Genomic DNA, 24,804 nt, shown 5'->3' with positions numbered 1-24,804 from the left:
GGTAGTGCCGGCCGCTGGCCGGCAATCTCATTCACCTTCAGACATCTCCCAACCCCCGTCGAGCCATGGCCCGACAGCCAACGCGCAATGATCGACCCACCATGGCGCATGAGCAGCCATCGCCTCCGCCTGGGCCGTCACTCGATCATCGGCCAGGTCTACGTTCTGACAACTACCACGCATCAGCGCCGCCGGCTCCTTGAAAGCAAAGCTGCAGCAGCATGTGTGATCGACCAGTTCGATTACATCGAGCAGCGCGGGCTCGTACGGTCACACGCATGGGTCGTCATGCCGGATCACGTCCACTGGATGTTCGAGCTGCGCGCAGCCCACCTTCCAGACATCGCACGCCGGATGAAATCGTCGAGCGCGCTTGCCCTGAATCGCTTGGCGGGCCGTCGAAGTACGGTGTGGCAGCCCGGCTACTTCGATCATGCCGTGAGGGCCGAGGAGTCGATGGCGCGGCAAGCGCTGTACATCCTGGGGAATCCGGTACGCGCCGGTCTTGCTGGGCAGATTGGCGAGTATCCGCATGCGTGGTCGGACTGGGTGTGATGCCGGCCAGCGGCCGGCACTACCACGGCAGAACCGAAGCGCAGTGCAGATCGTGTGCCGGCGCACAGAGCACCCGCGATGGTAGTGCCGGCCGTTGGCCGGCAACCCCATGACCCGCGCGGAGACGCGTAGCTGCCGGCCAGCGGCCGGCAGTACCACGGCAGAACCGAAGCGCAGCGCAGATCGTGTTCCGACGCACAGAGCACCCGCAATGGTGGTGCCGGCCGCTGGCCGGCAACCCCATGACCCGCGCGGAGACGCGTAGCTGCCGGCCAGCGGCCGGCAGTACCACGGCAGAACTGAAGCGCAGTGCAGATCGTGTGCCGGCGCACAGAGCACCCGCGATGGTAGTGCCAGCCGCTGGCCGGCAACCACATGACCCGCGCGGAGACGCGTAGCTGCGGGCCAGCAGCCGGCACTACCAGTCAATATTCAGCGCGGCCATTCGCTGTTCAGCGCCGCTTGCGCGCGTCTTGGCCGTGGTCGGCCTGGTTGTGATGCCGGCCAGCGGCCGGCACTACCAAAGCAAAGGCGAAGCGCAGCGCAGTTGCGCTGCGGCGCACAGAGCACCCTCGGTGGTAGTGCCGGCCGCTGGCCGGCAACCCCATGACCCGCGCGGAGATGCATGGCTGCCGGCCGGCAGCTGGCACTACCAGTGAATGTTCAGCGCGGCCATTCGTGTTCAGCGCCGCTTGCGCGCGTCTTGGCCGTGGTCGGTCTGGTTGTGATGCCGGCCAGCGGCCGGCACAACCAAAGCAAGGGCGAAGCGCAGCGCAGATTGCGTTCCGGCGCACAGAGCAGCCTCGGTGGTAGTGCCGGCCGCTGGCCGGCAACCCCATGACCCGCGCGGAGATGCATGGCTGCCGGCCGGTAGCCGGCACTACCAGTCGATGTTCAGCGCGGCCATTCGCTGTTCAGCGCCGCTTGCGCGCGCTTCGGCCGTGGTCGGTCTGGTTGTGATGCCGGCCAGCGGCCGGCACTACCAAAGCAAGGGCGAAGCGCAGCGCAGATTGCGTTCCGGCGCACAGAGCAGCCTCGGTTGTAGTGCCGGCCGCTGGCCGGCAACCCCATGACCCGCGCGGAGATGCATGGCTGCCGGCCAGCGGCCGGCACTACCAGTCAATGTTCAGCGCGGCCATTCGCTGTTCGGCGCCGCTTGAGTGCGCTTCGGCCGTGGTCGGTCCGGTTTGATGCCGGCCAGCGGCCGGCAGTACCACGGCAGAACCGAAGCGCAGCGCAGATCGTGTTCCGGCTCACAGAGCACCCGCGATGGTAGTGCCGGCCGCTGGCCGGCAACCCCATGGACCTGCGGCCATCAATCAATTGCCGCCCAGCGGCCGGCGCTACTCCTTCGGCGTCTGGCGCGGCTTGCGCGTGCGCTTCGGCTTTGCGCTATCCGCACCGCTGGCGGCGCCATCCTGCAGTGCCTGCAGCCAGGACAAGGTGTCCACGTAGTCGATGAAGTGGCGCAGGTAGCCGGGGCTGGTGGCCTGCATCGTGTCCAGCATGCGCTGCACCAGCACCGCCGAGTTCAGCGGGCCGCCGTCAGCCGGGGCCTCGGCGCGCAGGGAGCGGCGCACCTGCAGCTCGCTGCGCAGCTCCGACCACTCGCGCTGCACCTGCTGCAGCATCGGCACCTGCGGGTAATGCGGCAGCGAGCGCGACCCTGCATCAAGGTCGCGCACCAGTGCGCGCAGGCCTTCGAGCGCTGGCGACTTACTTGGCATCCGGGGCCTTGGGCTTGGGAATCGGCGCGATCTCGACGCGACGGTTGCGTGCGCGGCCTTCCTCATCGGCATTGGAACTGACCGGCTGCTCGCTGCCGAACGCGGCGGCGAACACGGCGTCCGCCGGTACGCCATCGGCGATCAGGGTGCGGGTCACGGTCAGCGAGCGCTGCGCCGACAGCTCCCAGTTGTCGGCGAAACGCCGGTTGCCTTCGCGTACCGGCGCGTCATCGGTGAAGCCGCTGACCATCAGGATCTCTTCGCGGCTGCCCAGGTAGGCGGCCAGCGGTGCGGCCAGGCTGCGCAGCAGCTCCTGGCCTTCCGGCTGCAGCTGGTCGGAGTTCAGCGCGAACAGCACGCTGCCGCTGATGCCGATGCGGCCATCCACCAGCGTCACGCGGCCGGCCGCCAGCGGTCCAGCCAACGCTTGCTCCAGCGTCTGCAGGCGCTTGGCTTCGGCCTGGCGCTGTTTCACTTCCTGGTCCAGTCGCTGCGACAGCTCCAGCTGTACGGCGACCACACCGACCAGTATGAGCACGAACGCGCCCAGCAGCACCGACATCAGGTCGCCGAAGGCTGCCCAGATCGGGGCATGCGAACCGCCGTCGACCTCCAGCTCGTCGCTCATGCGCTGCCGGCCTTGCCGCGGCGCGCGGCCAGCTGCTGCAGTTCTTCCATCACCTGCTTCTGCGACAGCAGGCTGAGGTCGACCACCTCGCGCGCCTGGGCTACGTAGTAGGCCAGCTGCTCGTCGCTGCGGGCCAGCGAGGCATCCAGTGCGCCGCCGATCTGTTCCAGGCGGCCGGACAGCTCGGTGGCGGCACTGCCGAACTGCGCGACCGCTTCGCCGAACGTGCCGGCCAGCTGGCCCACCTCGGCAGCGCTGCCGTTGAGCGCTGCGGCAATGCCATCCAGCTTGCCGGTCTCTGCGGCGATATGGTCGGTGAAGCGATTGCCAACCCGCTCCAGCAGCTCGGCCGAGCCACCGACCAGTGCGTCCACAGCGGTGCGCTGCTCGTGCGAAGCGTGATTGATCGCATCCAGCAGGGTCTGCACGGTGGCCAGCAGGCGGCCGCGCTCTTCCAGCATCGCGTTGTCACGCACCAGGCTCTCGGACAGCGTGCTGCGCAGCTCGTTGATGACGTCGGCAGCAGCCTTGGGCGCGGCCGCGGCGGTCTGCAGCAGGGTAGACACTTCAGCCAGCGTGGCGCTGGCCTGCGCGCGACCGTTCTCGCCGATCTGCTGTGCGGTGGCCGCCAGGGTGTCGCAGACCTGCTGCTGCTGCGCAGCCAGGTGTTCGCCGTTGGCCTGCAGGCGCTCGGCCAGGTCGCTGGAAACGTGCTGCAAGGCTTCGCTCCAGCGCTGCAGGCGCTGTTCGTCGCCGGCCTGCAGCTGCGCCTGCAGCGCGGCGTGGGCCTGCTGCAGCTCGGCGCTGATCGCGTCCCAGCGCGCCTGGCGCTGCTGCTCGCGGCTGTCCAGGCCAGCCTGCAGTTCGGCGTGCGCGGCCGCGGCAGCGGCCTGCGCGGCCTGCCACTGCTGCGAACGCTGCAGTTCGTGGTCCTGCAGCAGCGCCTGGCTGGTGCTGTGGTGCTGCTCCAGCGCCTGTAGCAGCGCCTGCGCGCGCGCGTCCAGATGCTCGCTGGAGGCCAGCAACGCCTGCTGCTGGCGTTCGACCAGCGCGCTGTTGAGTGCCTGCTGCTGTTCGGCGGCGGCGCGCCATGCCTCGGCATTGCCGCGGGCATTGGCCTGCAGGCGCTCGCCGAGACGCGCGACCAGTGCTTCGGCGTGCGTGCCCTGGCCATCGCTGAAGGCCTGCAGGTGCTGGCGCAGATCACTGACCAGCGCCTGTTGTGCCTGGGTCTGCTCGCTCACCACCTTGGCCCAGCTGGCCTCGGTGGCGACGCGGCTGCGCTCGAAACCCTCGCTCAGGCCGGCCAGCTGCTGCTGCACGGCCTGCTCGACGCGGGCATGCAGTGCTTCGCCGTGATGGGCCAGGCCAGCCAGGGTGGTTTCGGCCATCGGCTGCAGCGCACCACCGATGGCGGCGGCGCTGGCTTCGGCACCTTCGCGCAGCGACTGCTGCAGCGAGACGGCCAGGCGTTCCTGCAGGGCCTGGCTCTGGGTCAGGAACTCGGCCTGGCCGGCCAGCAGGCGCTCATTGGCGGCCGCACTGTGCTGTTCAAAAGTGCTGGTCATCGCCTGCAGGCGGTCGACCAGCGCCGGCAGCGCCGCAGACTGTGCCTGCAGCAGGCGCAGCGATTCGGCGCGCTGCCAGGCCTGCGAGTACGGATGCAGGTCGCCGGCAATGGCGCGGTCCAGCTGCTGCACGGCCTGCAGGCGGTCACGACGCAGCAATGCCGCCAGCAGGCCGAGCATGGCCGAGCTGGCCACACCGGCGATCGAGGTACCGAATGCCACCGCCAGGCCCTGCACCGGCGAGGCCAGCGAGCCGCGGATCGCGGCCATGTCGGTCGCACTCTGCAGCGCCAGGCCGGTGCCACGCAGCGTGTCCATCATGCCCAGCAGGGTGCCGAGCATGCCCAGCAGCACCAGCAGGCCAACCAGGTATGGGGTCAGCACCGGTGCGGGCAGGGCGGTGCGCTCGCCTTCCACGCGCAGGCGCACGGCGTTGCGCAGGCCCAGCGGCACGCGTTCCAGCCAGGCGGCGAGGCTTTCCTTCGCGCTGGACAGGTCGTTCAGCGCGCTGCGCAGGCCGTTGCTGGCCTGGCGGTAGCGATACAGCTCCACGCCACCGGCGACGTAGCAGGCCGCGATGATCGCCGCCACCGCTGCACCCAGCGGATGCACCGAAACGTAGCCAATGCCGATCCAGCACACGGCCAGCAGGCCGACAAGGAAAACAACGACATGGAAAACAGTTCTGGACATGGTGTTCCGGTCAGTGGGAGCGCAGGGCGTCTTGCAGCCCTTCGATCGGGTGGAAGCGCAGCTGCAGCTCGGCGAGCAGCAGGGTGCGCATGTCATGGCGGAAGGCCGCGCGCCAGCCGGGCTGGCCGTGCACGCGTTCAAAACGGGCGCCGAGCACCGCCGGCGCCGTGGCCAGCAGGCTGTGCTCGCGCGGGGTGAGGGTCTGTTCCATCACCGCATCGACCTCGGCCAGCCGCGCCAGCTCGGGTGAAACCTGCACCAGCTGGTCGCGCAGGCGGCCGCGCAGGCGCCCGGTGGCCGTCTGGATGGCCTGCTGCAGCACCCGATAGCGCTGGCGCAGCGAGGCGAAGTTGGGTACAGCGGCGGCTTCGGCCAGGTCCAGCAGGCGCTCGGCTTCGGCATCCTCACTGATCGAGGCCAGCAGGCTGGCGTGCGCCTGCGCGCAGTCGGCCAGCACATCCTCGAGCGCTTCGGCGGCTTCACCGGGCTCGGGCAGGCGTCCGCCGAGCGCCCCGGACAGGGCCACGGCGCGGCTCCAGTCCACCCACTGGCCGAGGCGATCGGTCAGGGCGGGACTGGTGGCCGGCATCGCGCCGTCGCTGAGACGGGCGAGCAGGCGGAGGAACTCCGGTCCACCCAGGACCGGCTGCGCTGCGTTCGCCATCAAGGGGTGAGGGGCCAAAAACCGTTGATTTTACAACCAGATGACCCGGCCTGGATGAAGGCGGGGCCGGGGGGAGGGGCCCCGCAGGCGCGACAAGGCTTAGAATGTCCGGCTGCACCCATCCGTTCGACCCCTGGAGTTCCCCAATGACTGTTGCGCAGTTCTACCCGATCGGCACCCCCGGACAGCCCTGGGGCGACGCGGAACGCGCACAGTGGCGGGCCCGCCAGCAGCGCCAGCGCAGCTACCACGACGATGTGGTGGCCGCGCTTGAACGCCTGGACGACAGCTTCGATGTGATCCAGTACGGTCAGCTGGACTACGCGCCGGACCATTACCCGCTGTTCGCCGTGGTCAACCACGACTGGAACCCGGCGCTGCCGACCGCGCTGATCACCGGCGGCGTGCACGGCTATGAGACCAGTGGCGTGCATGGCGCCCTGCAGTTCCTGGAACAGCAGGCCGAGCGCTACCTGGGCCGGCTGAACCTGATCGTGGCGCCGTGCGTCAGCCCATGGGGCTACGAGCGCATCCAGCGCTGGAACCCGGATGCCGTCGACCCGAACCGCAGCTTCCGTGACGGCGGCCAGATCGAGGAAGCCGCCGCGCTGATGCGCTGGGTGGCCGAGCGCAAGCCGAACCTGCTGGTGCACCTGGACCTGCACGAGACCACCGACAGCGACCTGCACGAGTTCGATCCGGCCCGCTGCGCCCGCGACGGCAAGCCGTTCGAGCGCGACACCATTCCGGACGGCTTCTACGTGATCGGCAACAGCGAGGATCCGCAGGCCGAGTTCCAGAAGGCCCTGATCGCCGCCGTCGCCCCGGTCACCCATATCGCCCCGGCCGACGCCGAGGGCAACCTGGTCGGCCTGCCGTTGCAGTCGCCGGGCGTGGTCTGGGGCGAATCGCGTTCGATTGGTGCCTGCGCCGGCTTCACTGATGCACGCTTTGCCACCACCACCGAGGTCTACCCGGACAGCCCGCGCACCAACCCGCAGGAATGCAACGACGCCCAGGTGGCGGCGGTATGCGCCGGCCTGGATTTCGCCCTGGCCGCACAGTAGCGTGCCACGTTCCGGGCGGTGACCGGCATCAGCCGGTGCCGCTTGGCCGGCGCGGTGGCGAGCGGCGCGCCGGTCGTCGCCCGGCAGCCGGCGAAGACATCCAGATCGCGCTGGTACACGCTGCTGCTGACACCGAACAGGCCCAGCAGGGAATGGAAGACATTGTCGTGGCTGTAGGCGCGGTGCAGCGCATTCCCACGCAGGCAGGCCATGTCCAGGCCCGCGTTGCGGCTGAACTCCGTTGAGAACCACATCACCATCGGCACCTGGGTCTGTTCGCGCGGGGCGATGAAGTAGGGCGTGCCGTGAAGGTACATGCCGCGTTCGCCGAGCGACTCACCATGGTCGGAGATATAGATCAGCGCAACGTCGCGGTGGTCCGAATAGCCCTGCAGCAGGTCGATGGTCTCCGCCAGCACCTGGTCGGTATGCACCAGGGTGTTGTCATAGGTGTTGACCAGTGCCTCGTTGCTGCAGTGCTGGATCTGGTTGCTGTCGCAGGTCGGGCTGAAGGCCCGCGACGCTGCGGGATACCGTTCAAAGTAGGTCGGCCCATGGCTGCCGAGTTGATGCAGCACGACCAGGGCATCGCCGTGGATGGCGTCGATGCGTGCGCCGAGCTGATGCAGCAGCACGTCGTCGTAGCAGGTGCCGTCGGCGTTGACGCACCGGCCGGCCACCTTGAGTGCGGGCATGTCCTCGGTCGGCACGCGCTCGCACACGCCCTTGCAGCCGCCATTGTTGTTGTTGCGCCAGAGCACGCCGACGCCGGTACGCTGCAGGATGTCGAGCACGTTCTCCTCGGCCGCCGCGCGGACGTCGTCGTATTGCTGGCGGGTCATCTGCGAGAACATGCACGGTACCGAAATCGCCGTTGCGGTTCCGCATGAGGAAACATCACTGAAGCTGATGACGCCATCCTTGCGCGAGAGCCGGGGATTGGTCGCGCGTGGGTAGCCGTTGAGCTGGAAGTTCTGTGAACGCGCGGTCTCGCCGACGACCATGACCACCAGCTTCGGGCGCGGGCCCGGAAAGCGCCGCGCGTCCGTGCCGATTGGGCGCAACGGTTGCTGGCGGGTGCTGTAGAGGCTCTTCAGGTAGCCGTGGGTATGGCGCACCACGTTCAACGGCAGTACCTGGTCGCGGATGTAGCGGTTGTTGCGCAGCAGCGAGGAGTAGTCCTTGTAGAACGAAAAGCCGATCACCAGCAGCACCACAAGCGACGCCAGGACGTTGGCCGGCCACACCAGCAGCGAACGTATCGAACCGGCCCCGCTGGTGGTGCGCACCAGGGCGAGCCCGGCAGCGGGCAGCACGCCCAGCGCCAGCAGGGTCAACAGCAGCGGCAGCGACAGATAGGCGTTCAGTTCGGCCTGATTGGTCTCGAACACGTTCTGCACCATGCTGCGATCGATCAGCACGTTGTAGTGCAGCATGAAGTAGCTGCACGCGGCGCTGACGACAACGAGCAGCACCAGCAGCGGCCTGCGCAGGAATGGCAATGCCAGCAGTGGCGTCAGCAGCAGGTTGAACAGGCAGAACAGCAGCGGCGGCAGGCTGGCCAGGAACAGCATGCTGCGCAGGCTGTTGAGATCGATCAGCCCCCAGAGCGTCTTCCAGAGGGCAATGTTTCCAATCGTGGCGAAGAACAGTGCGGCGGCCCAGACCAGAACGATTGGATGGGACCGCGGGAAACGGAGGCATTGACGCACGAGCAGGTTCCGCGGAACAGGAGTGCGCGCAGTATCGAAACGGCCTTATCAGGAAGTTGTCAGGATTGTCGGGCTAGCCCAGCAGGATCACGCCCCACACCGCACCCACCATCAACAACGCGGTGGTCTGCGCGGCGCTGCCCATGTCCTTGGCGTTCTTGGACAGCGGATGCTTCTCCAGCGAGATGCGATCAACCACGGCTTCAATCGCCGAGTTGAGCAGTTCCACCAGCAGGCTGATGAAGCAGACCGCCAGCACCAGTGCCCGCTCGACCGTGCTGATGTCCAGCACGAACGCAGCCGCCATCAGCAGCGCGTGCAGCAGCAACAACTGGCGGAACGCCGCCTCGCCGCGAAAGGTGGCGATGAAGCCATCGCGCGAATGGATGAGGGTGTGGAAGATGCGGCTCAATCCGGTCTTGCCGTGCGGGTACTTGCCGCTGTCCTTGGGGTGCTGCATGCCGTCTCCAGAGCGGGGGAGCAGCCCGGAGCATGTGCAGCCCGATGTCAGGAATCCGTCAGATGCGGGGGGCGGGGCCAGCGCAGGGTGAACCGGCACCCCTGCCCGGAGGATTGCACGGTCATCGTCCAGCCCAGGTGCTCGACGATGCGCTGCACGATCGACAACCCCAGCCCCTCGCCGCTGTGCGCGCCACCCGGCGCGAAGCGCTGGAACTGCCGTGGGTCGATGCTGGACGGCAGGCCGGGTCCGGTGTCAGCGACGATGAGTGCGGTGTCGTGGAGGGTGATTCGCACCTCGCCGCTTTCGGTGTACTGGCAGGCATTGCGCAGCAGATTCCAGATGATGCTGTGCGCCAGATCCGCGTTGGTGACCAGCACGGCGTCATGCCGGGCATCAAACGCAACGGTCACCGGCTTGCCGGAAAGCCAGGGCTGGCAGCGCTCCATGCAGGATTCGAGCAGCGGACGCAGGGCCACCGCGTTGCGCGGCACGGCGCCGGGGGCACGCGAGAGCAGCAGCAGGCAGGTCAGCTGGCGCTGCATCTCCTGGGTGGTACGCAGGATGCGTGCCGCGCTGGGAACCAGGTGGCTGTCGGCCGGAAGCTGGCAGGCCAGCGTTTCGGCAGCACCGCCGATGATGGCCAAGGGCGTGCGCAGCTCGTGGCTGGCATCGCCGCTGAAGCACTGCTCGCGATGCAGGAACCGTTCGAGCTCGTCACTATGGCGGGCAAAGGCGCGCGCGAGCACGCCGATCTCGTCGCGTGCGTCCTGGTAGGGAAAGGGCTTGTGGCCGTCCTGCACCGCATCGGCCAATCGTGTGATGGGCGCGATGACGTGGGTAGCGACCTTGCGGCCGATGAGGAAGGCGCCGAACACGCAGACCGAAATGACCAGTGCCGCAAAGGCATTGATCAGGTGTTCCAGATAGCCATAGGGTGCGGCGTCCTGCAGCAGGTAGTAGCGTTGGCCACCACTGTCGAACACACGCAGGTGCCACTCGTTGGGCGCCTCTTCGCCGTGGTAGCCCGGGCCGTATTGGCGCAGCACGACAGGCACGTCCTGGGCATCGAACAGCTGGGTCCCTGGTGGCAGGGCGGGGCGTTGGCCACGATCCAGCGCGGCCTGCAGCCTTTGCACTTCGCCGTGCTGGGTCCGTGCGACGACAGCAGTCCGGACCTGGTCGTAGTCGACCTGTTCGGCCAGTACGATGAAGCCCATGGCACCGGCCATCAACAGCACGAACGAGATCGTGATGCGGGTGCGCAGGCTCAGGCGGCGGTAGAGGGAGGCAGGGCTCACGCCTGCATGCGCCAGCCGACGCTGTGCACCGTGGTGATCAGCGCGGTGTCGAAGCTGCGGTCCACCTGCAGGCGCAGCTCATGGATGTGGGTTCGCAGCGCGCCGCTGTCCGGTGGCTCGTCGCCCCAGACCAGGTATTCCATCTCCTGCTTGCGCACCACGGCGGGAGCTGCACGCACCAGGCACATCAGCAGCTTGTGCGACGTGGGCGTCAGCGCAATGCAGCGGCCTTGCCGCCAGGCCTGTGGCGAGCGCGTGTCCACCTGCAGGTCCTTCCACGCCAGCACGCTCTGGACCTGGCGCCCCTGTGCCCTTCGTACGAGGGCCTTGATCCGTGCATCCAGTTCCACCAGCGAAAACGGTTTGACCAGGTAGTCATCCGCGCCCAGGGCCAGGCCCTGCACACGGTCTTCGACCGGATCGCGCGCGGTCAGCATCAGGATCGGCACCGGGTTCTGGAACTCCTGGCGCAGCTTCTGGCACAGCGTCATGCCGTCCAGGCGCGGCAGCATCAGGTCCAGCAGGATGGCGTCGTAGTCGTGCTGCGTGGCCCGGCGCAGGCCACTGGCGCCGTCGCGCGCGTCGTCCAGCACGTAGCCGAGCGGTTCAAAGAAGGCATACAGGTTGGCAACCAGCTCGGGGTTGTCTTCGATGATCAGCAGGCGGGTCATGGCATGCGTCCTTGCGCGTGGCCGAACTCTGCCCGATCGATGGCCGAATGCCAATGCCCTTGCTGAATGGATCGCGGCCTGGGTTCGGCCCGGTCAAGCGACGTTCAATCGCCCGGGCTGCGTGAATCGCGGATCGAGTAGATCACCGAGAAGATCTTCCAGCCCTGCTCGGTGCGGACCAGCTGCCACATTTCCTTGCCCCAGTTGGTCTTCACCCCATCGTCGTGGAAGCTGTAGTCAAACGAGACCGAGGCCACATCGCCGTCCGTTTCGATCTTCGTGTTGGAGAACTTCTCCTCCTTCGGCTTCGGCGAGGCCATCGCCCCGTCGATCAGCGCGATGAAGTTGTTGGCGGGAATCTGCCGTGCCTTGATCGCATCGGGCTTGGCCTTGCGGATGTCCTGCAGGCGCACATCCTCGGAAACGAACTGCCAGCCGATGTCTTCCGGTTTGTCAGAGAAGAACAGGCCCATGTAGGTCGGCTTGTCCTTGTTGATCAGCGAGGTGCGGAACGCTTCGACCACCTGTTCGATCGCCTTGACGTCGGCGGGGGCATTCTGCGTGGCGTAGGCCGGCAGCCACGCCGGGAGCAACAGGGCGAGGGCGACGAAGCGTGCACGTGCGTTGGGCATAATGGGGTCCTGGGGAGGAATAGGGTGGCGCGGGCGCATCACCGCGCGTAGGTTCGCCAGAAGAGCACGTGGTCTTCGGTCCTGTTGATGGCGACGAAGACTGATTTTCCGGATTCGGGCGCGCAGCGAAAGACGCGATACGACGACTTGAGCGTCCCGTCGCCCGGCCACCAGTATCGATCGAACGCAACAGGATCGCTGTGACTGAATGTCGTTGCCTGGCAATCCGCAGGCAGCCGCAGTGGTATCGCAGGAGGCTTGGTGAAGGCCAGCGCGCTGGTGTTCGAGTCGAGGTCGTGCACCTCGCGCAGGTCGGTCGCCTCGTGGGGCACCCAGCCGGGAATCCATCCCTTGTTCACCATGTCGGAGTCAAGCGCCTCGCGCAGAGTGTCGAACGAACTGTCCATAACCAGGCCGCAGGCGCATAGCACCGTGCAGGCCGCCAATGGAAAGGCAGATCGCAACTTGATCCAGGTGGTGGGTGGAAACATGGTTCCTGCTACCCCGGGGAATACCGTCCGACCTATCGGGTCAGTGCGTCGAACAGGCGATTGCGGTCCGCATCGCTCATCGACCAGCTCTGCCCGAGCGGGGCCATGCGCACGGATTCGGTCTGGCCACAGGCCCGGTACTGCCAGGTTTACGAGCCATCGGGCTGGGCGGCCACGTCGATGCCGTCCAGGCGCGCGCACTGCAGCCGAGCCAGCACCATCGGTGCAAAGTGCAGCATGTAGTGCTGCACCCGGTCGGCCGGCATTGCCGTGCCGGAAGGCAGCGGGTGGGCCGGGCCGTACTCGGCGAGCAGGCCAACGCAGGTCGCTGCGGCGGACAAGGTATTGCGACCGAAGGCGCGGGAGGCATCCCGCTCCACACTCTTTCCCAGAGTCCTGCCTTCCTTGCTGCTGGCATAGGCCTCGGCGGCCTGCAGTTGCGCGGCGTCGAGTGTCGACAGCCAGTGCTTGCGGCCCTCCTGCAACTGCAGTTCCAGGCCGGGCAGGCTCTTCTGGCAGCGCGCGGCCATCGCCTGTGTCTGCACGAAATCCTGCCCACGATCGCCCGGCATTGCGGTCGCTGTTGCGGCCGCTGGGGCAACAGCCAGGACCATGCAGGCGATCACCAGATTCCGTCCCATTCCATTGCGCATCCTGCACCCCATGGAGAGTTTGACGGCGCACGCTAGCACGGATGCCGGGCGCTGCAACAGGCCCGCGTGTCGAGGTTTGACGTTGAAGAAGGTCTGCGCGGATGATGCGCGGGCGCGCGGCGCAGGAGGGGATCTGTCAATGAGGGCACTAATGTGGGGGCTTGCGGGCCTGTTCGTGGCGTACGTGGCCGGTTGCTCGGCGATCTCGGCGTGGCATTCCCACGCGCTTGCCTCGGTCCCGGTCGGGGCGAGCAGGGGCGAGGTACTGCGGGCGCTGGGGCCCCCTGACGTGGTGGAGCACGCCGATGTTCCCTTTACCCGCTATGCCAGCCGTGGATGCAGTGGTCGCTGTGCGCAGCGATGGTGGTATGAGAACCGGCTGGGACTGGATACCGAAGCCTGGTCGGTAGAGCTGGATGCTTCCGATCGCGTGCTCGCAACGTCGCGCTGGACATCACCGTAGAAGACCGCGACGAGCGCATGGGTATCCATCGACCTTTCATCTTCATCGCAAGCCTGGCCCTGATGGCGTGGTGCGGGTTGATGGGCGTACTGGTGCTCATCCATGGCTTCAACGAGCACGGCCTGCGCTGCGGCAGGCTGTGCTCACTGGAGACCTCCATCCGCCTGCTCTTTGGTGATCGGGGATTCGAAATACTGGTGGCGATGGGGCTATTTGCCACAGCGCTGATGTGCGGGTATATCGCGCTGCGGGAGGGCCTGCATGGCGGGCCGCGGAGGCGGGCGGGGCGCCGTGGGCGCAGACACCGCCGACCGGGGCGGCCCCGGTCGTAAGGTGTCTGCACCGATGTAAATCGCTGCGTGTGCGGACGCTGCAGGTCGCTTCAGCGATGCAGGGCGTCGATGATCAGCCCGGTGGCGATCTCCACCAGCAGGTACTCGTTATCGGACTGGCGCACCCAACGCCGGTCGCGGCCCGGTTCGCGCAGGTCATAACGCGCGTAATCGTCTACCCAGTAGCGGCGGTCCACTTCGGCCCACGGCAGGCGCTCGCCACGTCGCCAGGCCTTCTTCTGCCAGCCCGGCGGCGGCGCTTCGCGGTTGTGCGGGCCGCCTGCGTGCGGCGGCGGGCCGTTGCCACGGGCGTGGTGCGGCGGATCGGCGAACGCGGGGGCCGCAGCGAAAGCGGTGGCGGTGGTCAAGGCGATGGCCAGCAAACGTGTTGTGTTCATGGATATGCCTCCGTCATGGCCGCAGCATGCGGCGCTGTGGCAGGAATATAGGGCAGTCAGAGTGAATGAATACGGGTGTAGGCGGTACGTTCCTGAACAGACGGCGCGGCGTGCAGTCGCTGCCCTGAACGGGTCACCGGGCACCGCGCGCGGCCGAATCCGTTGCGGCCCAGCCTCCGCCCAACGACAGGAAAAGATCCAGCTGGCGGTCGACCCGGTCCGCGCGCGATGCAGCCAATGCGGACTCCGCATCTGCCAGCGCGGCCTGGGCCGAAAGCACATCGAGGAAATCGATCCTGCCGTAACGGTACAGCTGCTGCGCCTGCCCGGCGGCCCGCGCTGCATCCCCACGCGCCTGCGCCAGACGGCGCTCGCGTTCAAGCTCCTGCGTGCAGGCAGAAAGCGCGGTCTCGGTCTGCCGCAGTGCCAGCAGCACGACGCCGTCAAAGGACGCGAGCGCGGTATCTGCGTTGGCACCGGCCGCTGCGACGCGGGCCTTGGCTACGCGGCGGTTGGGCCAGTGCCATGACAGCACGGGACCGATGCTCGCACCGAAGCCGTCGGCCGACAGCAGATGCGCCGGTGTGCCGGCCACGCCCGAAGAGGCGCCCAAGGTGATCTGCGGATAGAGACCCGCCGTCTCGACACCGATCATTGCAGTCGCGGCGGCCAAGCTGCGTTCGGCTGCGCGTACGTCGGGGCGCCGCTGGAGCAGCTGCCAGCCATCACCGACCGGCAGCGCCTGCTCCAGCTCAGGGGGCTGGGGGCAGGCTTCGGCCTCCCTGGGATAGTGTGCCGGGACCCTGCCCATCAGTGCGGCCAGCTCGAACAGTGCGGCCTGGCGTTCCGCCAGCAGGTGCGGTACCGCCGCCGCGCTGCGATTGATGGCGGCACCGGCACGGCTGACATCGAAGTCCGTTCCGCGCCCGCCTGCAGCCAGGCGACGGGTTGCCTCCAGCGTGTCGCGCTGTATCGCCAGCACCTGCCGGGTCGCAGCGAGCGTGTGATTGCGGGTGCACACCTGGAGATAGGCACGGGTGACGGCCGCAGCGACGACCACGCGGACCTGGTCGCGCACCGCAGCAACCGCCTCCGCGTCGGCGTTGGCGGCTTCGATGCCGCGGCGGATGCCACCTGCAAGATCCAGTGGATAGGAGAGGTGAAGGCCCAGCGCGTACGACTGCGGGGCGGCCGACGCCTGGGTGTAGCCACCGGCATGGGTGAGCGTGCCCGATGCATCCACGTCGGCCTGTACGGCACCGCGCGCGCGATACTCCAGCACGGTAGCGCTGGCGCGCCGAAGGTTGGCATCGGCGGCGCGCAGGTCGGTATTGGCCGCCAGTGCTTCGCGTACGTAGGCGTCAAGCTGAGGGTCGCCATACAGGTGCCACCATCGATCCGGTGGCGCGTCGTGGCTGAACGATGCGTCCTGGCCTGAGACGAACGCCCGCGCAGCCCGTTGTGAAGCTGCGACGGCGTTCGCAGGCAGGTGATAGTCGGGGCCGGATACGCAGGCCGTCAGGGGCAGCAACAGGGCAAGCAGCCCACCACGTACTGTCCGCACGCTCACTTGCAGGCTCCCGGTGCCGAGGGCGTGATGGTCACACTCGCAGTGCGACCCACGATCAGGCGCGTATCCGGCGGCGCATCATCGATACGGATGCGTACCGGGATGCGCTGTGCCAGCCTCACCCAGGTATAGGTCGGCGCTACGGCAGGCAGCAGGTTGTGCGTGCTGGAGCGCTGATCGTCGGCAATGCCGGCGGCGATGGTCTCCACGTGTCCGCGGACATCGCGGGTGTCGCCCATCAGCCGCGCCACGGCGGCATCGCCCTCGGTGATGCAGCCCAGCTTGGTTTCCTCGAAGTAGCCCTCGATACGCAGGCTGCCGGTGTCGATCAGCGCCAGCGCCTGCGCGCCCGGTTGCAGGTAATCGCCCGCATGCAGGTCCAGGTTGGTGACGATGCCGTCGGTGCTCGCGCGCACCTCGGTGCGTTGCACGTTGAGCTGGGCAACGCGCTGTTCGGCCCGTGCCTGCGCCAAGGCGGCCAGCTCGGTGTCGACCTTGGCCGCATTGCGTTCGCGTGTCTCCGAGGCGACCAGGTTGCCCAGTGCGTTGTCCCGCGTCGATTCGCGGCGGGCCAGCGCCAGCGTCGCGCGTGCGCTGCTGACCGCTGCGTCGGCCTTCTCAAGCGCGGCAGCCAGGCGTGGCTGATCCAGCACCAGCAGCAGTTGTCCGGCGCTGACCCGCTGGTTGTCGTGCACCAGCACCTGGGTGACCAGCCCCCCCATGTCCGATGCAACGCGCACCACATCGGCGCGGACCCGTCCATCCCGCGTCCACGGGCGTGTTTCGTAACGCTTCCAGATGGACAGCGCGGCGACGACAGCAATCGCGAATACAACCAGCGTAGCGCTCCAGCGCCCGATGACAGCAAGCAGGTGTTTCATTTCATTTCTCGAGCAGGGGCGAGAGCCGGATCATCAGCTCCGCCAGGATCACGAACAGGGACAGGCCCACCAGTGGTCGCGCGGCGAACAAGCGGTACAGACCGAGACTGGCGAGCAGGCGCGAGGTCAGCATCGACAGCGCCAGCGCGGCGGCGGCCACGGCGAGCAGGCCGGGGATCAGCACGCCATCAATGGAGAGATCAGAAAACATGAGGTCAGTGCCGAAGGGTGAGAGCAGGCGCCAGCAGGTCGCGGCGCAATCCGCAGAGCAGGTGCGACAGATGCTCACGATCATCCCCGCTGCTGGCCACTGCTGCCTCGCGCATGCGGTCGAGCAGTTCCAGAAGATGGGCGTCGACGCTGCGTGGCGCGTGGGCACGAACCCTGAAATGTGCGGCGACGCGTTCGATCAGCGCCGCATGAAGCACCCGGACCTGCGGGTTTTCCTGGCACTTGTCCAGTGCGCGGAGTTGGTTGGATGCACGTACCGCACGCACGTCCGCAAACAATGCCCGCAGGTCGTCTGCGGCACTGGAACCGCCCCGCAACCGGGGAGCGAGCAGCCCGATTCGATCCAGCATGCGGCTGAGCCAGGCCCGGGCCACGCCACCTTGTCCGGCGGCGTGTCGTGCGATATCCCGACGGATCGAACGCTCCAGCCGTGCGCGGTTGCGGCCCGCATCGGCGGTCTGGAACAGCTGCATGCTGCACAGTGCCACTGTCGTACCCACGAACAACGCTACGCTGTTGTTGAGTGCGCCGACGATGTTGACCGTATTGGTCGCGCCCAGTCCCGCGATGAGCGGAAACGTCAGCACCACGCCCAGGGCAGCCATGATGAAGGGAGGCCGGGCCAGGAACGATCCGCACAGCAGCAGCGCAGGCGCCAGCGCGGCAGTCAGGCCGACGACATCGGACAGCGCGGGGAAGATCAGCAGACCGTAGAGCAGGCCGACGCCAACGCCGATCAACGATCCCACCAGATAGCGCATGACATGCGGCGCAGGCGCTTCGATCGTGCCGAACAGCACGCACGCCGTGCCGATGATGGACACCGCCGTGGCGCCGTCCGACCAGCCGGTAACGATCCACAACACGCAGCTCAGCAGGATGCCGACGAACGCGCCCAGCGCGCTGCGCAGGGCAAGCCGATGATCCCGGTGAAGTACCGCACCCTGCGCATGTCGCGCATGTCGCGCAAGGCGGGCAGGTACATGCCGGCGCCAGTCGGGCCGGGCAGTGCATAGTTGTGCCTGCAGCACGCGGCAGTCGGCGTGGGCGAGGTCGAGCTCGGCCTGTTGCGCGGCGAGGCCGGTCTGCATCAGCTCGCGCCAGCCAGGCGAATCCATCGCGCTGGCCTGTGATGAGCGCAGCCGTGCGAGGGAATCTTCCACCGCGCTGGACAGCATCAGTACGTCCAGCATCCGGTCATGCAGGGCACGCAGGATCTGCACCTGGGCCACGCCGTGGGCGCTGTCGAAGGGCAGGTGGATCGACAGCACATGCAGCTCGAGCAGGTCGGCGGCCACTTTCGAGCGGTCCGTCGCCAGCACCGTGTCCGATGCACCGGCGCGCATGTCCCGTGTCCATCGTTCCGCGTCATCCAGCACGGCAGCAACCCGCGCGTGCACGCGTATCGAGACCCGGCGCGGCAGCACCAGCGCGTGTACCAGCGTTGCGGCGAGGATGCCGATGGCGATTTCCTGCACCCGCGTGATGGCGATGGTGAACACGTCTGCCGGCACCATCACCGCAGGAAACCCGATCAGGCTGGTGGTATAGCCGGCCAGAAGGAACGCATAGGCACGCGGCGTGCGGTCGAGCATCGCCAGGTACAGGCACAGCGCCATCCAGGTGGCAAGCGCGGCGCTCAGCACCAGGGGTGCATTGGCGAAACGTGGCACCAGCACGACGGTGGCGACGGCTCCGCCCACGGTACCGAGCAGGCGGAACAGGCCGCGGCTGAGTGTCGCCCCGGACAGCGGTTGCGACACCAGATAGACCGTCCCGATCACCCAGAACGGGCGATTCAGGCCGATCCTCAGGGAGACATACAGCCCCAGCGACGCGGCGAGCAGGCATTTGAGCGAGAACAGCACCGCCTCCTGGTCGGTCCTGAGGGCAGGGCTTTTCAACCAGGCGAATGCCTGGAACACGTGGAGACGGGCAGGGGTGGGAGCGTGCATGCGGCTCATGCTAGTGATCGGCCGCACTGGCGAATTTCGCTACAATGACAATCAATTGCTAAAACCGGTCAATGTGAGAATGGCTCGCATTTCGCTCCCCGGCTTTGACCTGGACCCGGACGAGACCGATCGCCCGGCGGTCGCCAGCCGCCTGCAGGTGGCCGAGCACGACGCGGAAATTCCCGTGCATGAGCACCGCAAGGGCCAGTTGATTCTTGCGCTGCATGGGGCGGTGACCTGCGAAGTGGCCAATGCGTTGTGGATCGTGCCGCCCCAGTGTGGCGTCTGGATTCCGGGCGGCATGCCGCACAGCAACCGCGCCACCGCCAACGCGCGCCTGTGCTACCTGTTCGTCGAGCCCGGCATCGTCGACCTGCCGGCGCAGTGCGTGACGCTGGCGATCTCGCCGATGCTGCGCGAGATGATCCTGCACCTGGCCGACGCGCCGCTGGACTACCCGCATGGCAGCCACACCGACCGGCTGGCGCGGGTGTTGCTGGACGAACTGGTGCAGATGCCGGCCGAGCATCTGTCGCTGCCGGTCAGCCATCACCCGAAGGTGCGGGTGTTGGCGGCGGCGCTGTCGGCGGATCCGGGAGATCGCAGCACCATCAGCCAGTGGGCCGTGCGCCTGGCCCTGGGCGAGCGGACGTTGACCCGGCTCATCGAACGCGAAACGGGACTGTCCTTCGGGCGCTGGCGGCAGCAACTGCACCTGCTCATCGCCATTCGGGAACTCGCCGCCGGTGCACCGGTACAACGCGTTTCCGAGACGCTGGGCTATGAGTCGGTGACGGCCTTCATCACGATGTTCAAGAAAGCGCTTGGCCTTTCCCCGGCGCGGTACTTTGCGGTGCGCCTGCGTGGGCAGTAGCCGGGGACAGCCCGGGAAGCTCCTGCCTGGAACAGCTACTTCGAGGTGCCGGAGACCGATTGAATCGCGGCCACCACCGCAGCAGGAACTTCGCGCTGGAGGGTGTGGCCGGTTGCCAGGTAGCGGTGCGAGCCGCGCGTGAATCCCGAAAAGAGCAGGGCGTGCTGTGCTTTCCAGAGTGCCTTGCCCTCTGCGGTTTCCTCGAAGAACAGCGGTTCGGCAGCCAGCTGGGTTGCAGTCAGCAGCGCTACCGGCACGTCCGGCATCGTGCGCGGGGTTTCCGCACCGGGTGCATCCAGCTGTTCGGTCAACACGGCGTAGTCGGCGGCCATGGCCGGCGGCAGCATTGCCCGCAGCTGGGCGTCGTCTGCCTGCACGCGTGCACTGTCGGCCTGCTTGAACGCATGGCGCTGCCCCATCGTGGCCGGGTCCACCAGCACCAGGCCCTGCAGGCGCTCCGGTTGGCGGCGTGCAAACTCCGTGGCCAGCAGGCCGCCATAGGAATGACCCACCAGCACCACGCGGCGACCGGGGGCGAGCGTATCGATCACGGCCGTGAGGTCGGCCAGATGCGCATCGCCGACCGGCCAGGTGCAACAGATCACCGAGCCCGACGGCAGCAGCGTTTCCTATGTCTACGATGCGGCGCTGCGCTTGACTGATATCGAGGACAACGTAGGCAACACGATTCACTACACGCTGGACAACGCCGGCAACCGCCTCAAGGAGGACACGCTGGATACCGGCGGCACCCTGCGCCGTACCCTGGCACGGACGTTCAACACGCTCGGCCAGCTGACCGCGCTGAAGGACGCAGGCAATCACGCCACAGGCTTCGCCTACGATGCCAACGGAAACCCGCAGACGATCACCGACGCACTGCAGCGCGTGACCAGCCAGCAGTACGACCCGCTGAACCGCCTGGCGCAGACGCTGCAGGACGTCGGCGGCGTCGCGGCGGAGATCCGCAGCCAGTACAACGCGCTGGACCAGGTCACCCAGGTCACCGACCCGAAGGGCCTGCATACCACCTATGCCTACAACGGTTTCGGTGATCTGACCGGGCAAGTCAGCCCGGACAGTGGCGCCAGCAGCTTCACCGTGGACGCCGCCGGCAATCGCAAGACGGCTACCGATGCGCGTGGCGTCACCGCCACCTATCACTACGATGCACTCAACCGCCTGATCGGTATCGCCTACCCGGACCCCAATCTGGACGTGGGCTACAGCTATGACGTGGCGCCTGCTGCGTGTACCGCCGACGAGCGTTTTGCCAAGGGGCGCCCGGGGCAGGTGCTGCACGCCAATGGCAGCACCCAGTACTGCCATGACCGTTTCGGCCAGGTCACCCGCAAGGTGCAGACCGTCAATGGTGTGGCCACCACCCTGCGCTATGCCTACAGCAAGTCGGGTCGCTTGACCGCGCTGACCTACCCCGACGGCAGCGTGGCCGACTACGTGCGCGATACCCAGGGCCGCATCACTCAGATCGGCCTCACCCGCCCCGGCCAAGCGCGCCAGATCGTGGTGAACAACGTGACCTACGCGGCCTTCGGCCCGGCGACGGGCTGGACCTATGGCAATGGCCGCCAGCTGCAGCGTCCGCTGGACTTGGACTATCGCCCGCAAGCGGTGCATGACCCGGCCGCGGGCGGCCTGTCACTGGGCTACGGCTATGACCCGGTCGGTTCAATTACCGAGCTGAAGAACGGCGCAGGCTCGTCGGTGCTGGCCAAGTACGCCTACGACGCGCTGGGTCGCCTGACCCAGACCCAGGACGGTACGACCGGCACGCCGATCGAAACCTATGCCTATGACGCCACCGGCAATCGCACCGCGCTGACCACGTCGGCAGGCACCGCCAGCTACACCTATCCCGCAACCAGCCACTGGCTGACCGCAGTGGATGGCGAGGTACGCAACCATGACGCAGCGGGGAATACCACCAGCATCGGCAGCAAGACGTTCACCTACAACGACGCCAACCGCATGAACGCGGTGAAGCAGGGCAATGCGGTGCTGGAAAGCCACGGTTACAACCATCGCGGCGAGCGCGTGTTGCGCTCCGCGGCCGCCGGCGCGGCTCAGATCACCTTGTACGACGAGGCGGGGCAGTGGCTGGGCAACTACTCGGCCACGGGGCAGGCGCAGCAGCAGGCCATCTGGCTGGACAACTACCCGGTGGCACTGATCAACACGCCGGCTACCGGCGTGCCGGAGCTGGCCTACGTGCAGCCGGATCATCTGGGCACGCCGCGCGTGGTGATCGATCCGGTGCGTGATGTGGCGATCTGGGAGTGGAGCAACAAGAGCGAGGTGTTCGGCAACCAGATTCCGAGTACCGACCCGGATGGTGATGGAGTGGCGTTCTAGCTGGCGCTGCGCTTCCCGGGCCAGCAGGCCACGGATGCGAGTGGGTTGTTCTACAACTATCAGCGGGAATACGACCCGGCGGTGGGGCGGTATTCGCAGAGTGATCCAATTGGATTGGAGGGTGGGATTTCCACCTTCTCATATGTTGGCTCTCGGCCAACCTTCTCGATCGAACCGCAGGGGCTACAGGTTATCGGAAGCCCAAGGGAGATGGCCAATCCCCTCGATGAGTCCCAGGCAAGAATGTTGCTTCCATGGGTTGCGGACATGACTCCAGGTGTCGGGGACGTCAAAGGCATTTACGAAGCATGTGAGAACCCAACGCCGGGCAATATTGCGATGGCGGCGATCTGTATTGGCCCTCTTAAGCTCCTGAAACTGCCAGTCAAAGCTGGCCGGATACTGCTCACATTTGGCCGAGTGGACAATCAGGTTTATCACGCCTTCCGACACGTCGAAAAGGCTGGGATGGATAGCGTTAGTGTGAAGGCGGCGATTGCCGCCGATATTGAGCGAATCGGGGCGAATCACCCCTCTGGAACATATTCTGGCTCTGTGATGGTCGACGGTGTTAAAATTGAATGCAGCTCCCATAAGTTTCCTGATGGAAGCATTAATGTAAGTAGAATTACTCCGCCCAGGAATTGATGCATGTACAGGCATTTATCGGAATCTGAAAAATCATTAGTGAAATTGATGCTTCAAGGTGTGGATTTTCCGGGCATCACTGCTGATTCACTTGCGGCGATTGAAGTTGAGGAGATGGATGATGGCGGGATGGGGAGCCTGCTGTTCAAATCAAGCAATCTCGACCGTTTGCTTGGAAAGGAGCTGGCCAGCAAAACCTTTGTCGACACGGATGGGGTTGAAGTTATAGTGACACTTTCACTGGACAATTATGGAGATCTTTTTGAGTTGGATGTATGGAAAGTCGACTTCTCGCCAGTTATTAGCCTTCGTCCCAGGAGGCCGTCCGCTGCGGGCTAATAAGAGCCTAAACGTTTCCGCCCTCGCTCCTTAGCTATCCAAGGAGGCGCCCGGACTGAGGATGTTCCGAGCAATAGGTGATCGGTTGGACCTACGGCAACGGCCGCCAGCTGTAGCGTCCGTTGGATCTGGATTACCGCCCGCAGGCGGTGCATGACCCGGCCGCAGGTGGCCTGTCGCTGGGCTACGGCTATGATCCGGTCGGTTCGATCACCGAGCTGAAGAACGGCGCAGGCTCGACGGTGCTGGCCCAGTACGCCTACGACACGCTGGGTCGCCTGACCCAGACCCAGGACGGTACGACCGGCACGCCGATCGAAACCTATGCCTATGACGCCACCGGCAATCGCACCGCGCTGACCACCTCGGCAGGCACGGCCAGCTACACCTATCCCGCAACCAGCCACCGGCTGACCGCCGTGGACGGCGAAGCGCGCGACCATGACGCGGTGGGCAACACCACCCGCATCGGCGGCAAGTCGTTCATCTACAACGATGCCAACCGCATGAACGCGGTGAAGCAAGGTGATGCCGTGCTGGAAAGCTACGGTTACAACCACCGCGGCGAGCGCGTGCTGCGTACCCCGGCCGGTGGCGCGGCTCAGATCACCCTGTATGACGAGGCGGGGCAATGGCTGGGCAACTACTCGGCCACGGGCCAGGCGCAGCAGCAGGCCATCTGGTTGGACAACTATCCGGTGGCGCTGCTCAATGTGCCGGTTACCGGCGTGCCGGCACTGGCCTACGTGCAGCCGGATCATCTGGGTACGCCGCGCGTGGTGATCGATCCGGTACGGAATGTGTCGATCTGGGAGTGGAACAACAAGAGCGAAGTGTTCGGCAACCAGATCCCAAGTGCCGATCCGGACGGCGATGGTGTGGCCTTCGAACTGGCGCTGCGTTTCCCGGGCCAGCAGGCGACGGACGCGAGTGGGCTGTTCTACAACTACCAGCGCGAGTACGACCCGGCGATGGGGCGGTATTCGCAGAGTGATCCGATTGGGTTGAATTCTGGCGTCAGTACGTATGGCTACGTGATCTCGAATCCCATCCGATTTACTGATTCGCTCGGGCTGACGACTACGCTGATAACGACATATAATTTCGGTATTGCAAACCACTCGGCGATTCATGTTTCGAGGCCTGGAAAGCCTGATTTCCTGTACGACCCTTCCGGCACTTACGCACCTGGTGGCCGTCGAGGAACAGGCGGGCTATTTGAGGGGCGCGACGCCAGCTTGGCCAGCTACAAGAAGTATCAGGTAGGAACTGGTAGTCGAGGTGTTTTTACAGTAATTCCTTTGACTCCCGAGCAAGAGTTGACTCTCATTGCGAACGCGGAGGAGTGGGGGGATGCGCGTGGATTCTGTTGTGCGAGCCATGTGTCCGGGGCGTTGGGCGGAATGTGTGGAATCAAGCAAGCCCTCTTCCCAGGTGTTCTTCAAAAGAGTGCAAAGGCAGCGGAATGTCCAGTCAAGTAAAGGATAGAATTTTCTCATCGTTGATTTGCTTCACTCTATCTGCTTCTGTGAATTTTGCGGGATGGGTATGGATATCCGCTTTCATGAAGATAGGAGCGATGCGAGTTCCCTACGTACTGCTTCTCTCATTACTCCTTTCGGTCACATTCTTTGCGCTCTCTCGAGGCGAAAGTATGCGCCGCATCCCGCGAAGTTTAGTGGTAGGGTTGATCGCTGGCCTTGTACTCGGGGTCGTGGCTGTAACTTCTTCCAATCTGGCAATTGATGGAGGGGGGCGCTTGCTTCTAAAGAGCCTTGAGAGATTCGGAGCAACGGCATTGGTAGCAGACCTTCGGCCATCGCTGTTACTTGGAAGCTGGCTTGTGGGAGCGATCTCATTTTGCGGGGCATCGGCTTATTTAAGGCGAGCGTCCCTAGGGATGCCCTGAATAATTGCC

The 24,804-nt window shown here is 66.1% G+C and carries 21 protein-coding genes and 3 pseudogenes; 7 read left to right on the top strand and 17 right to left on the bottom strand.

The window, feature by feature from the left end; all coding sequences use genetic code 11:
* Positions 1-108: 108 nt before the first annotated feature.
* Positions 109-555 (top strand): transposase, encoded by a 447-nt coding sequence (locus tag QP609_RS12110; protein ID WP_169410428.1) that lies wholly within the window; start codon positions 109-111, stop codon positions 553-555.
* A gap of 1,343 nt (positions 556-1,898) precedes the next feature.
* Here the strand turns inward: QP609_RS12110 and QP609_RS12105 are convergent.
* Genes QP609_RS12105 through QP609_RS12090 form a run of 4 tightly spaced genes read right to left on the bottom strand, consistent with a single transcriptional unit; the run spans position 1,899 to position 5,835 of the window.
* A complete protein-coding gene (locus tag QP609_RS12105; protein ID WP_227864608.1) occupies positions 1,899-2,348 on the bottom strand; it encodes a DUF2894 domain-containing protein in 450 nt (149 codons plus the stop codon).
* The gene (locus tag QP609_RS12100; RefSeq protein ID WP_014647413.1) at positions 2,272-2,910 is read right to left on the bottom strand and encodes an OmpA family protein; all 639 of its coding nucleotides are present in this window, start codon (positions 2,908-2,910) and stop codon (positions 2,272-2,274) included. Before QP609_RS12100 ends, QP609_RS12105 begins: the two co-directional genes overlap by 77 nt.
* On the bottom strand, positions 2,907-5,171 hold the full coding sequence (locus QP609_RS12095; protein ID WP_197621199.1) for a DUF802 domain-containing protein: 2,265 nt from the start codon (positions 5,169-5,171) through the stop codon (positions 2,907-2,909). Before QP609_RS12095 ends, QP609_RS12100 begins: the two co-directional genes overlap by 4 nt.
* A gap of 10 nt (positions 5,172-5,181) precedes the next feature.
* Positions 5,182-5,835, bottom strand: a complete 654-nt coding sequence (locus tag QP609_RS12090) for a DUF3348 family protein (RefSeq protein WP_014647411.1) — start codon at positions 5,833-5,835, stop codon at positions 5,182-5,184.
* A 146-nt stretch (positions 5,836-5,981) separates the two neighbouring features.
* Between QP609_RS12090 and QP609_RS12085 the strand changes: the two genes are divergently transcribed.
* On the top strand, positions 5,982-6,902 hold the full coding sequence (locus QP609_RS12085; protein ID WP_033835608.1) for a M14 family metallocarboxypeptidase: 921 nt from the start codon (positions 5,982-5,984) through the stop codon (positions 6,900-6,902).
* Here the strand turns inward: QP609_RS12085 and QP609_RS12080 are convergent.
* The 7 genes from QP609_RS12080 to QP609_RS12050 all read right to left on the bottom strand — a co-directional run bounded on the left by QP609_RS12080 (position 6,806) and on the right by QP609_RS12050 (position 12,810).
* Positions 6,806-8,614 carry a phosphoethanolamine--lipid A transferase gene (locus tag QP609_RS12080; RefSeq protein WP_197621200.1) on the bottom strand — a complete coding sequence of 603 codons (1,809 nt, stop codon included), beginning with the start codon at positions 8,612-8,614 and terminating at the stop codon, positions 6,806-6,808. The two genes, QP609_RS12085 and QP609_RS12080, sit on opposite strands and share 97 nt — an antisense overlap.
* Before the next feature lie 73 nt (positions 8,615-8,687).
* Entirely contained in the window at positions 8,688-9,074 is a 387-nt protein-coding gene (locus tag QP609_RS12075; RefSeq protein ID WP_014647409.1) for a diacylglycerol kinase, read from the bottom strand.
* Between the two features lie 47 nt (positions 9,075-9,121).
* The gene (locus QP609_RS12070; RefSeq protein WP_049439413.1) at positions 9,122-10,375 is read right to left on the bottom strand and encodes a HAMP domain-containing sensor histidine kinase; all 1,254 of its coding nucleotides are present in this window, start codon (positions 10,373-10,375) and stop codon (positions 9,122-9,124) included.
* Complete coding sequence (locus QP609_RS12065) at positions 10,372-11,046, bottom strand: response regulator transcription factor (protein WP_014647407.1); 675 nt, start codon at positions 11,044-11,046, stop codon at positions 10,372-10,374. Before QP609_RS12065 ends, QP609_RS12070 begins: the two co-directional genes overlap by 4 nt.
* A gap of 104 nt (positions 11,047-11,150) precedes the next feature.
* Positions 11,151-11,678 carry a nuclear transport factor 2 family protein gene (locus QP609_RS12060; protein WP_197621201.1) on the bottom strand — a complete coding sequence of 176 codons (528 nt, stop codon included), beginning with the start codon at positions 11,676-11,678 and terminating at the stop codon, positions 11,151-11,153.
* Between the two features lie 38 nt (positions 11,679-11,716).
* Positions 11,717-12,169 (bottom strand): hypothetical protein, encoded by a 453-nt coding sequence (locus QP609_RS12055; protein ID WP_197621202.1) that lies wholly within the window; start codon positions 12,167-12,169, stop codon positions 11,717-11,719.
* 149 nt (positions 12,170-12,318) lie between these two features.
* Positions 12,319-12,810 carry a hypothetical protein gene (locus QP609_RS12050; RefSeq protein WP_289213782.1) on the bottom strand — a complete coding sequence of 164 codons (492 nt, stop codon included), beginning with the start codon at positions 12,808-12,810 and terminating at the stop codon, positions 12,319-12,321.
* A 492-nt stretch (positions 12,811-13,302) separates the two neighbouring features.
* On the opposite strand from QP609_RS12050, the gene QP609_RS12045 reads away from it, so the two are divergent.
* Positions 13,303-13,617, top strand: coding sequence for a hypothetical protein (locus QP609_RS12045; RefSeq protein ID WP_041863541.1), 315 nt, complete (start codon positions 13,303-13,305; stop codon positions 13,615-13,617).
* A gap of 50 nt (positions 13,618-13,667) precedes the next feature.
* Here the strand turns inward: QP609_RS12045 and QP609_RS12040 are convergent, their stop codons facing one another.
* The 5 genes from QP609_RS12040 to QP609_RS12020 form a co-directional block, all read right to left on the bottom strand.
* The gene (locus QP609_RS12040; protein WP_197621203.1) at positions 13,668-14,015 is read right to left on the bottom strand and encodes an RcnB family protein; all 348 of its coding nucleotides are present in this window, start codon (positions 14,013-14,015) and stop codon (positions 13,668-13,670) included.
* Between the two features lie 133 nt (positions 14,016-14,148).
* Positions 14,149-15,585 carry an efflux transporter outer membrane subunit gene (locus QP609_RS12035; RefSeq protein WP_197621204.1) on the bottom strand — a complete coding sequence of 479 codons (1,437 nt, stop codon included), beginning with the start codon at positions 15,583-15,585 and terminating at the stop codon, positions 14,149-14,151.
* Positions 15,582-16,466: a biotin/lipoyl-binding protein gene (locus QP609_RS12030; RefSeq protein WP_014647402.1), complete on the bottom strand. Its 885-nt coding sequence runs from the start codon at positions 16,464-16,466 to the stop codon at positions 15,582-15,584. The genes QP609_RS12035 and QP609_RS12030 overlap by 4 nt, the downstream gene beginning before the upstream one ends.
* A 1-nt stretch (position 16,467) precedes the next feature.
* Entirely contained in the window at positions 16,468-16,677 is a 210-nt protein-coding gene (locus QP609_RS12025) for a DUF1656 domain-containing protein (protein WP_014647401.1), read from the bottom strand.
* 4 nt (positions 16,678-16,681) lie between these two features.
* On the bottom strand, positions 16,682-18,652 hold the full coding sequence (locus tag QP609_RS12020; protein ID WP_289213781.1) for an FUSC family protein: 1,971 nt from the start codon (positions 18,650-18,652) through the stop codon (positions 16,682-16,684).
* Positions 18,653-18,731: 79 nt separating this feature from the next.
* On the opposite strand from QP609_RS12020, the gene QP609_RS12015 reads away from it, so the two are divergent.
* Positions 18,732-19,526 carry a helix-turn-helix domain-containing protein gene (locus tag QP609_RS12015; protein WP_197621215.1) on the top strand — a complete coding sequence of 265 codons (795 nt, stop codon included), beginning with the start codon at positions 18,732-18,734 and terminating at the stop codon, positions 19,524-19,526.
* Positions 19,527-19,561: 35 nt separating this feature from the next.
* On the opposite strand, the pseudogene QP609_RS12010 reads toward QP609_RS12015, so the two are convergent.
* Positions 19,562-20,104 (bottom strand): annotated as a pseudogene (locus QP609_RS12010) (alpha/beta fold hydrolase); the annotation flags it as partial.
* Position 20,105: 1 nt separating this feature from the next.
* On the opposite strand from QP609_RS12010, the pseudogene QP609_RS12005 reads away from it, so the two are divergent.
* The 3 genes and pseudogenes from QP609_RS12005 to QP609_RS11995 form a co-directional block, all read left to right on the top strand.
* Positions 20,106-22,058 (top strand): annotated as a pseudogene (locus tag QP609_RS12005) (RHS repeat-associated core domain-containing protein); the annotation flags it as partial.
* A gap of 492 nt (positions 22,059-22,550) precedes the next feature.
* Positions 22,551-22,886 (top strand): hypothetical protein, encoded by a 336-nt coding sequence (locus QP609_RS12000; RefSeq protein ID WP_197621205.1) that lies wholly within the window; start codon positions 22,551-22,553, stop codon positions 22,884-22,886.
* A pseudogene (locus tag QP609_RS11995) lies at positions 22,874-24,367 on the top strand (RHS repeat-associated core domain-containing protein); the annotation flags it as partial. The gene QP609_RS12000 and the pseudogene QP609_RS11995, both read left to right, overlap by 13 nt.
* Positions 24,368-24,804: the final 437 nt, after the last annotated feature.

Source organism: Stenotrophomonas sp. 8(2023), assembly GCF_030345295.1.
GTDB classification, from domain to species: domain Bacteria; phylum Pseudomonadota; class Gammaproteobacteria; order Xanthomonadales; family Xanthomonadaceae; genus Stenotrophomonas; species Stenotrophomonas muris.
This window is presented reverse-complemented; position numbering and strand designations above follow the sequence as displayed.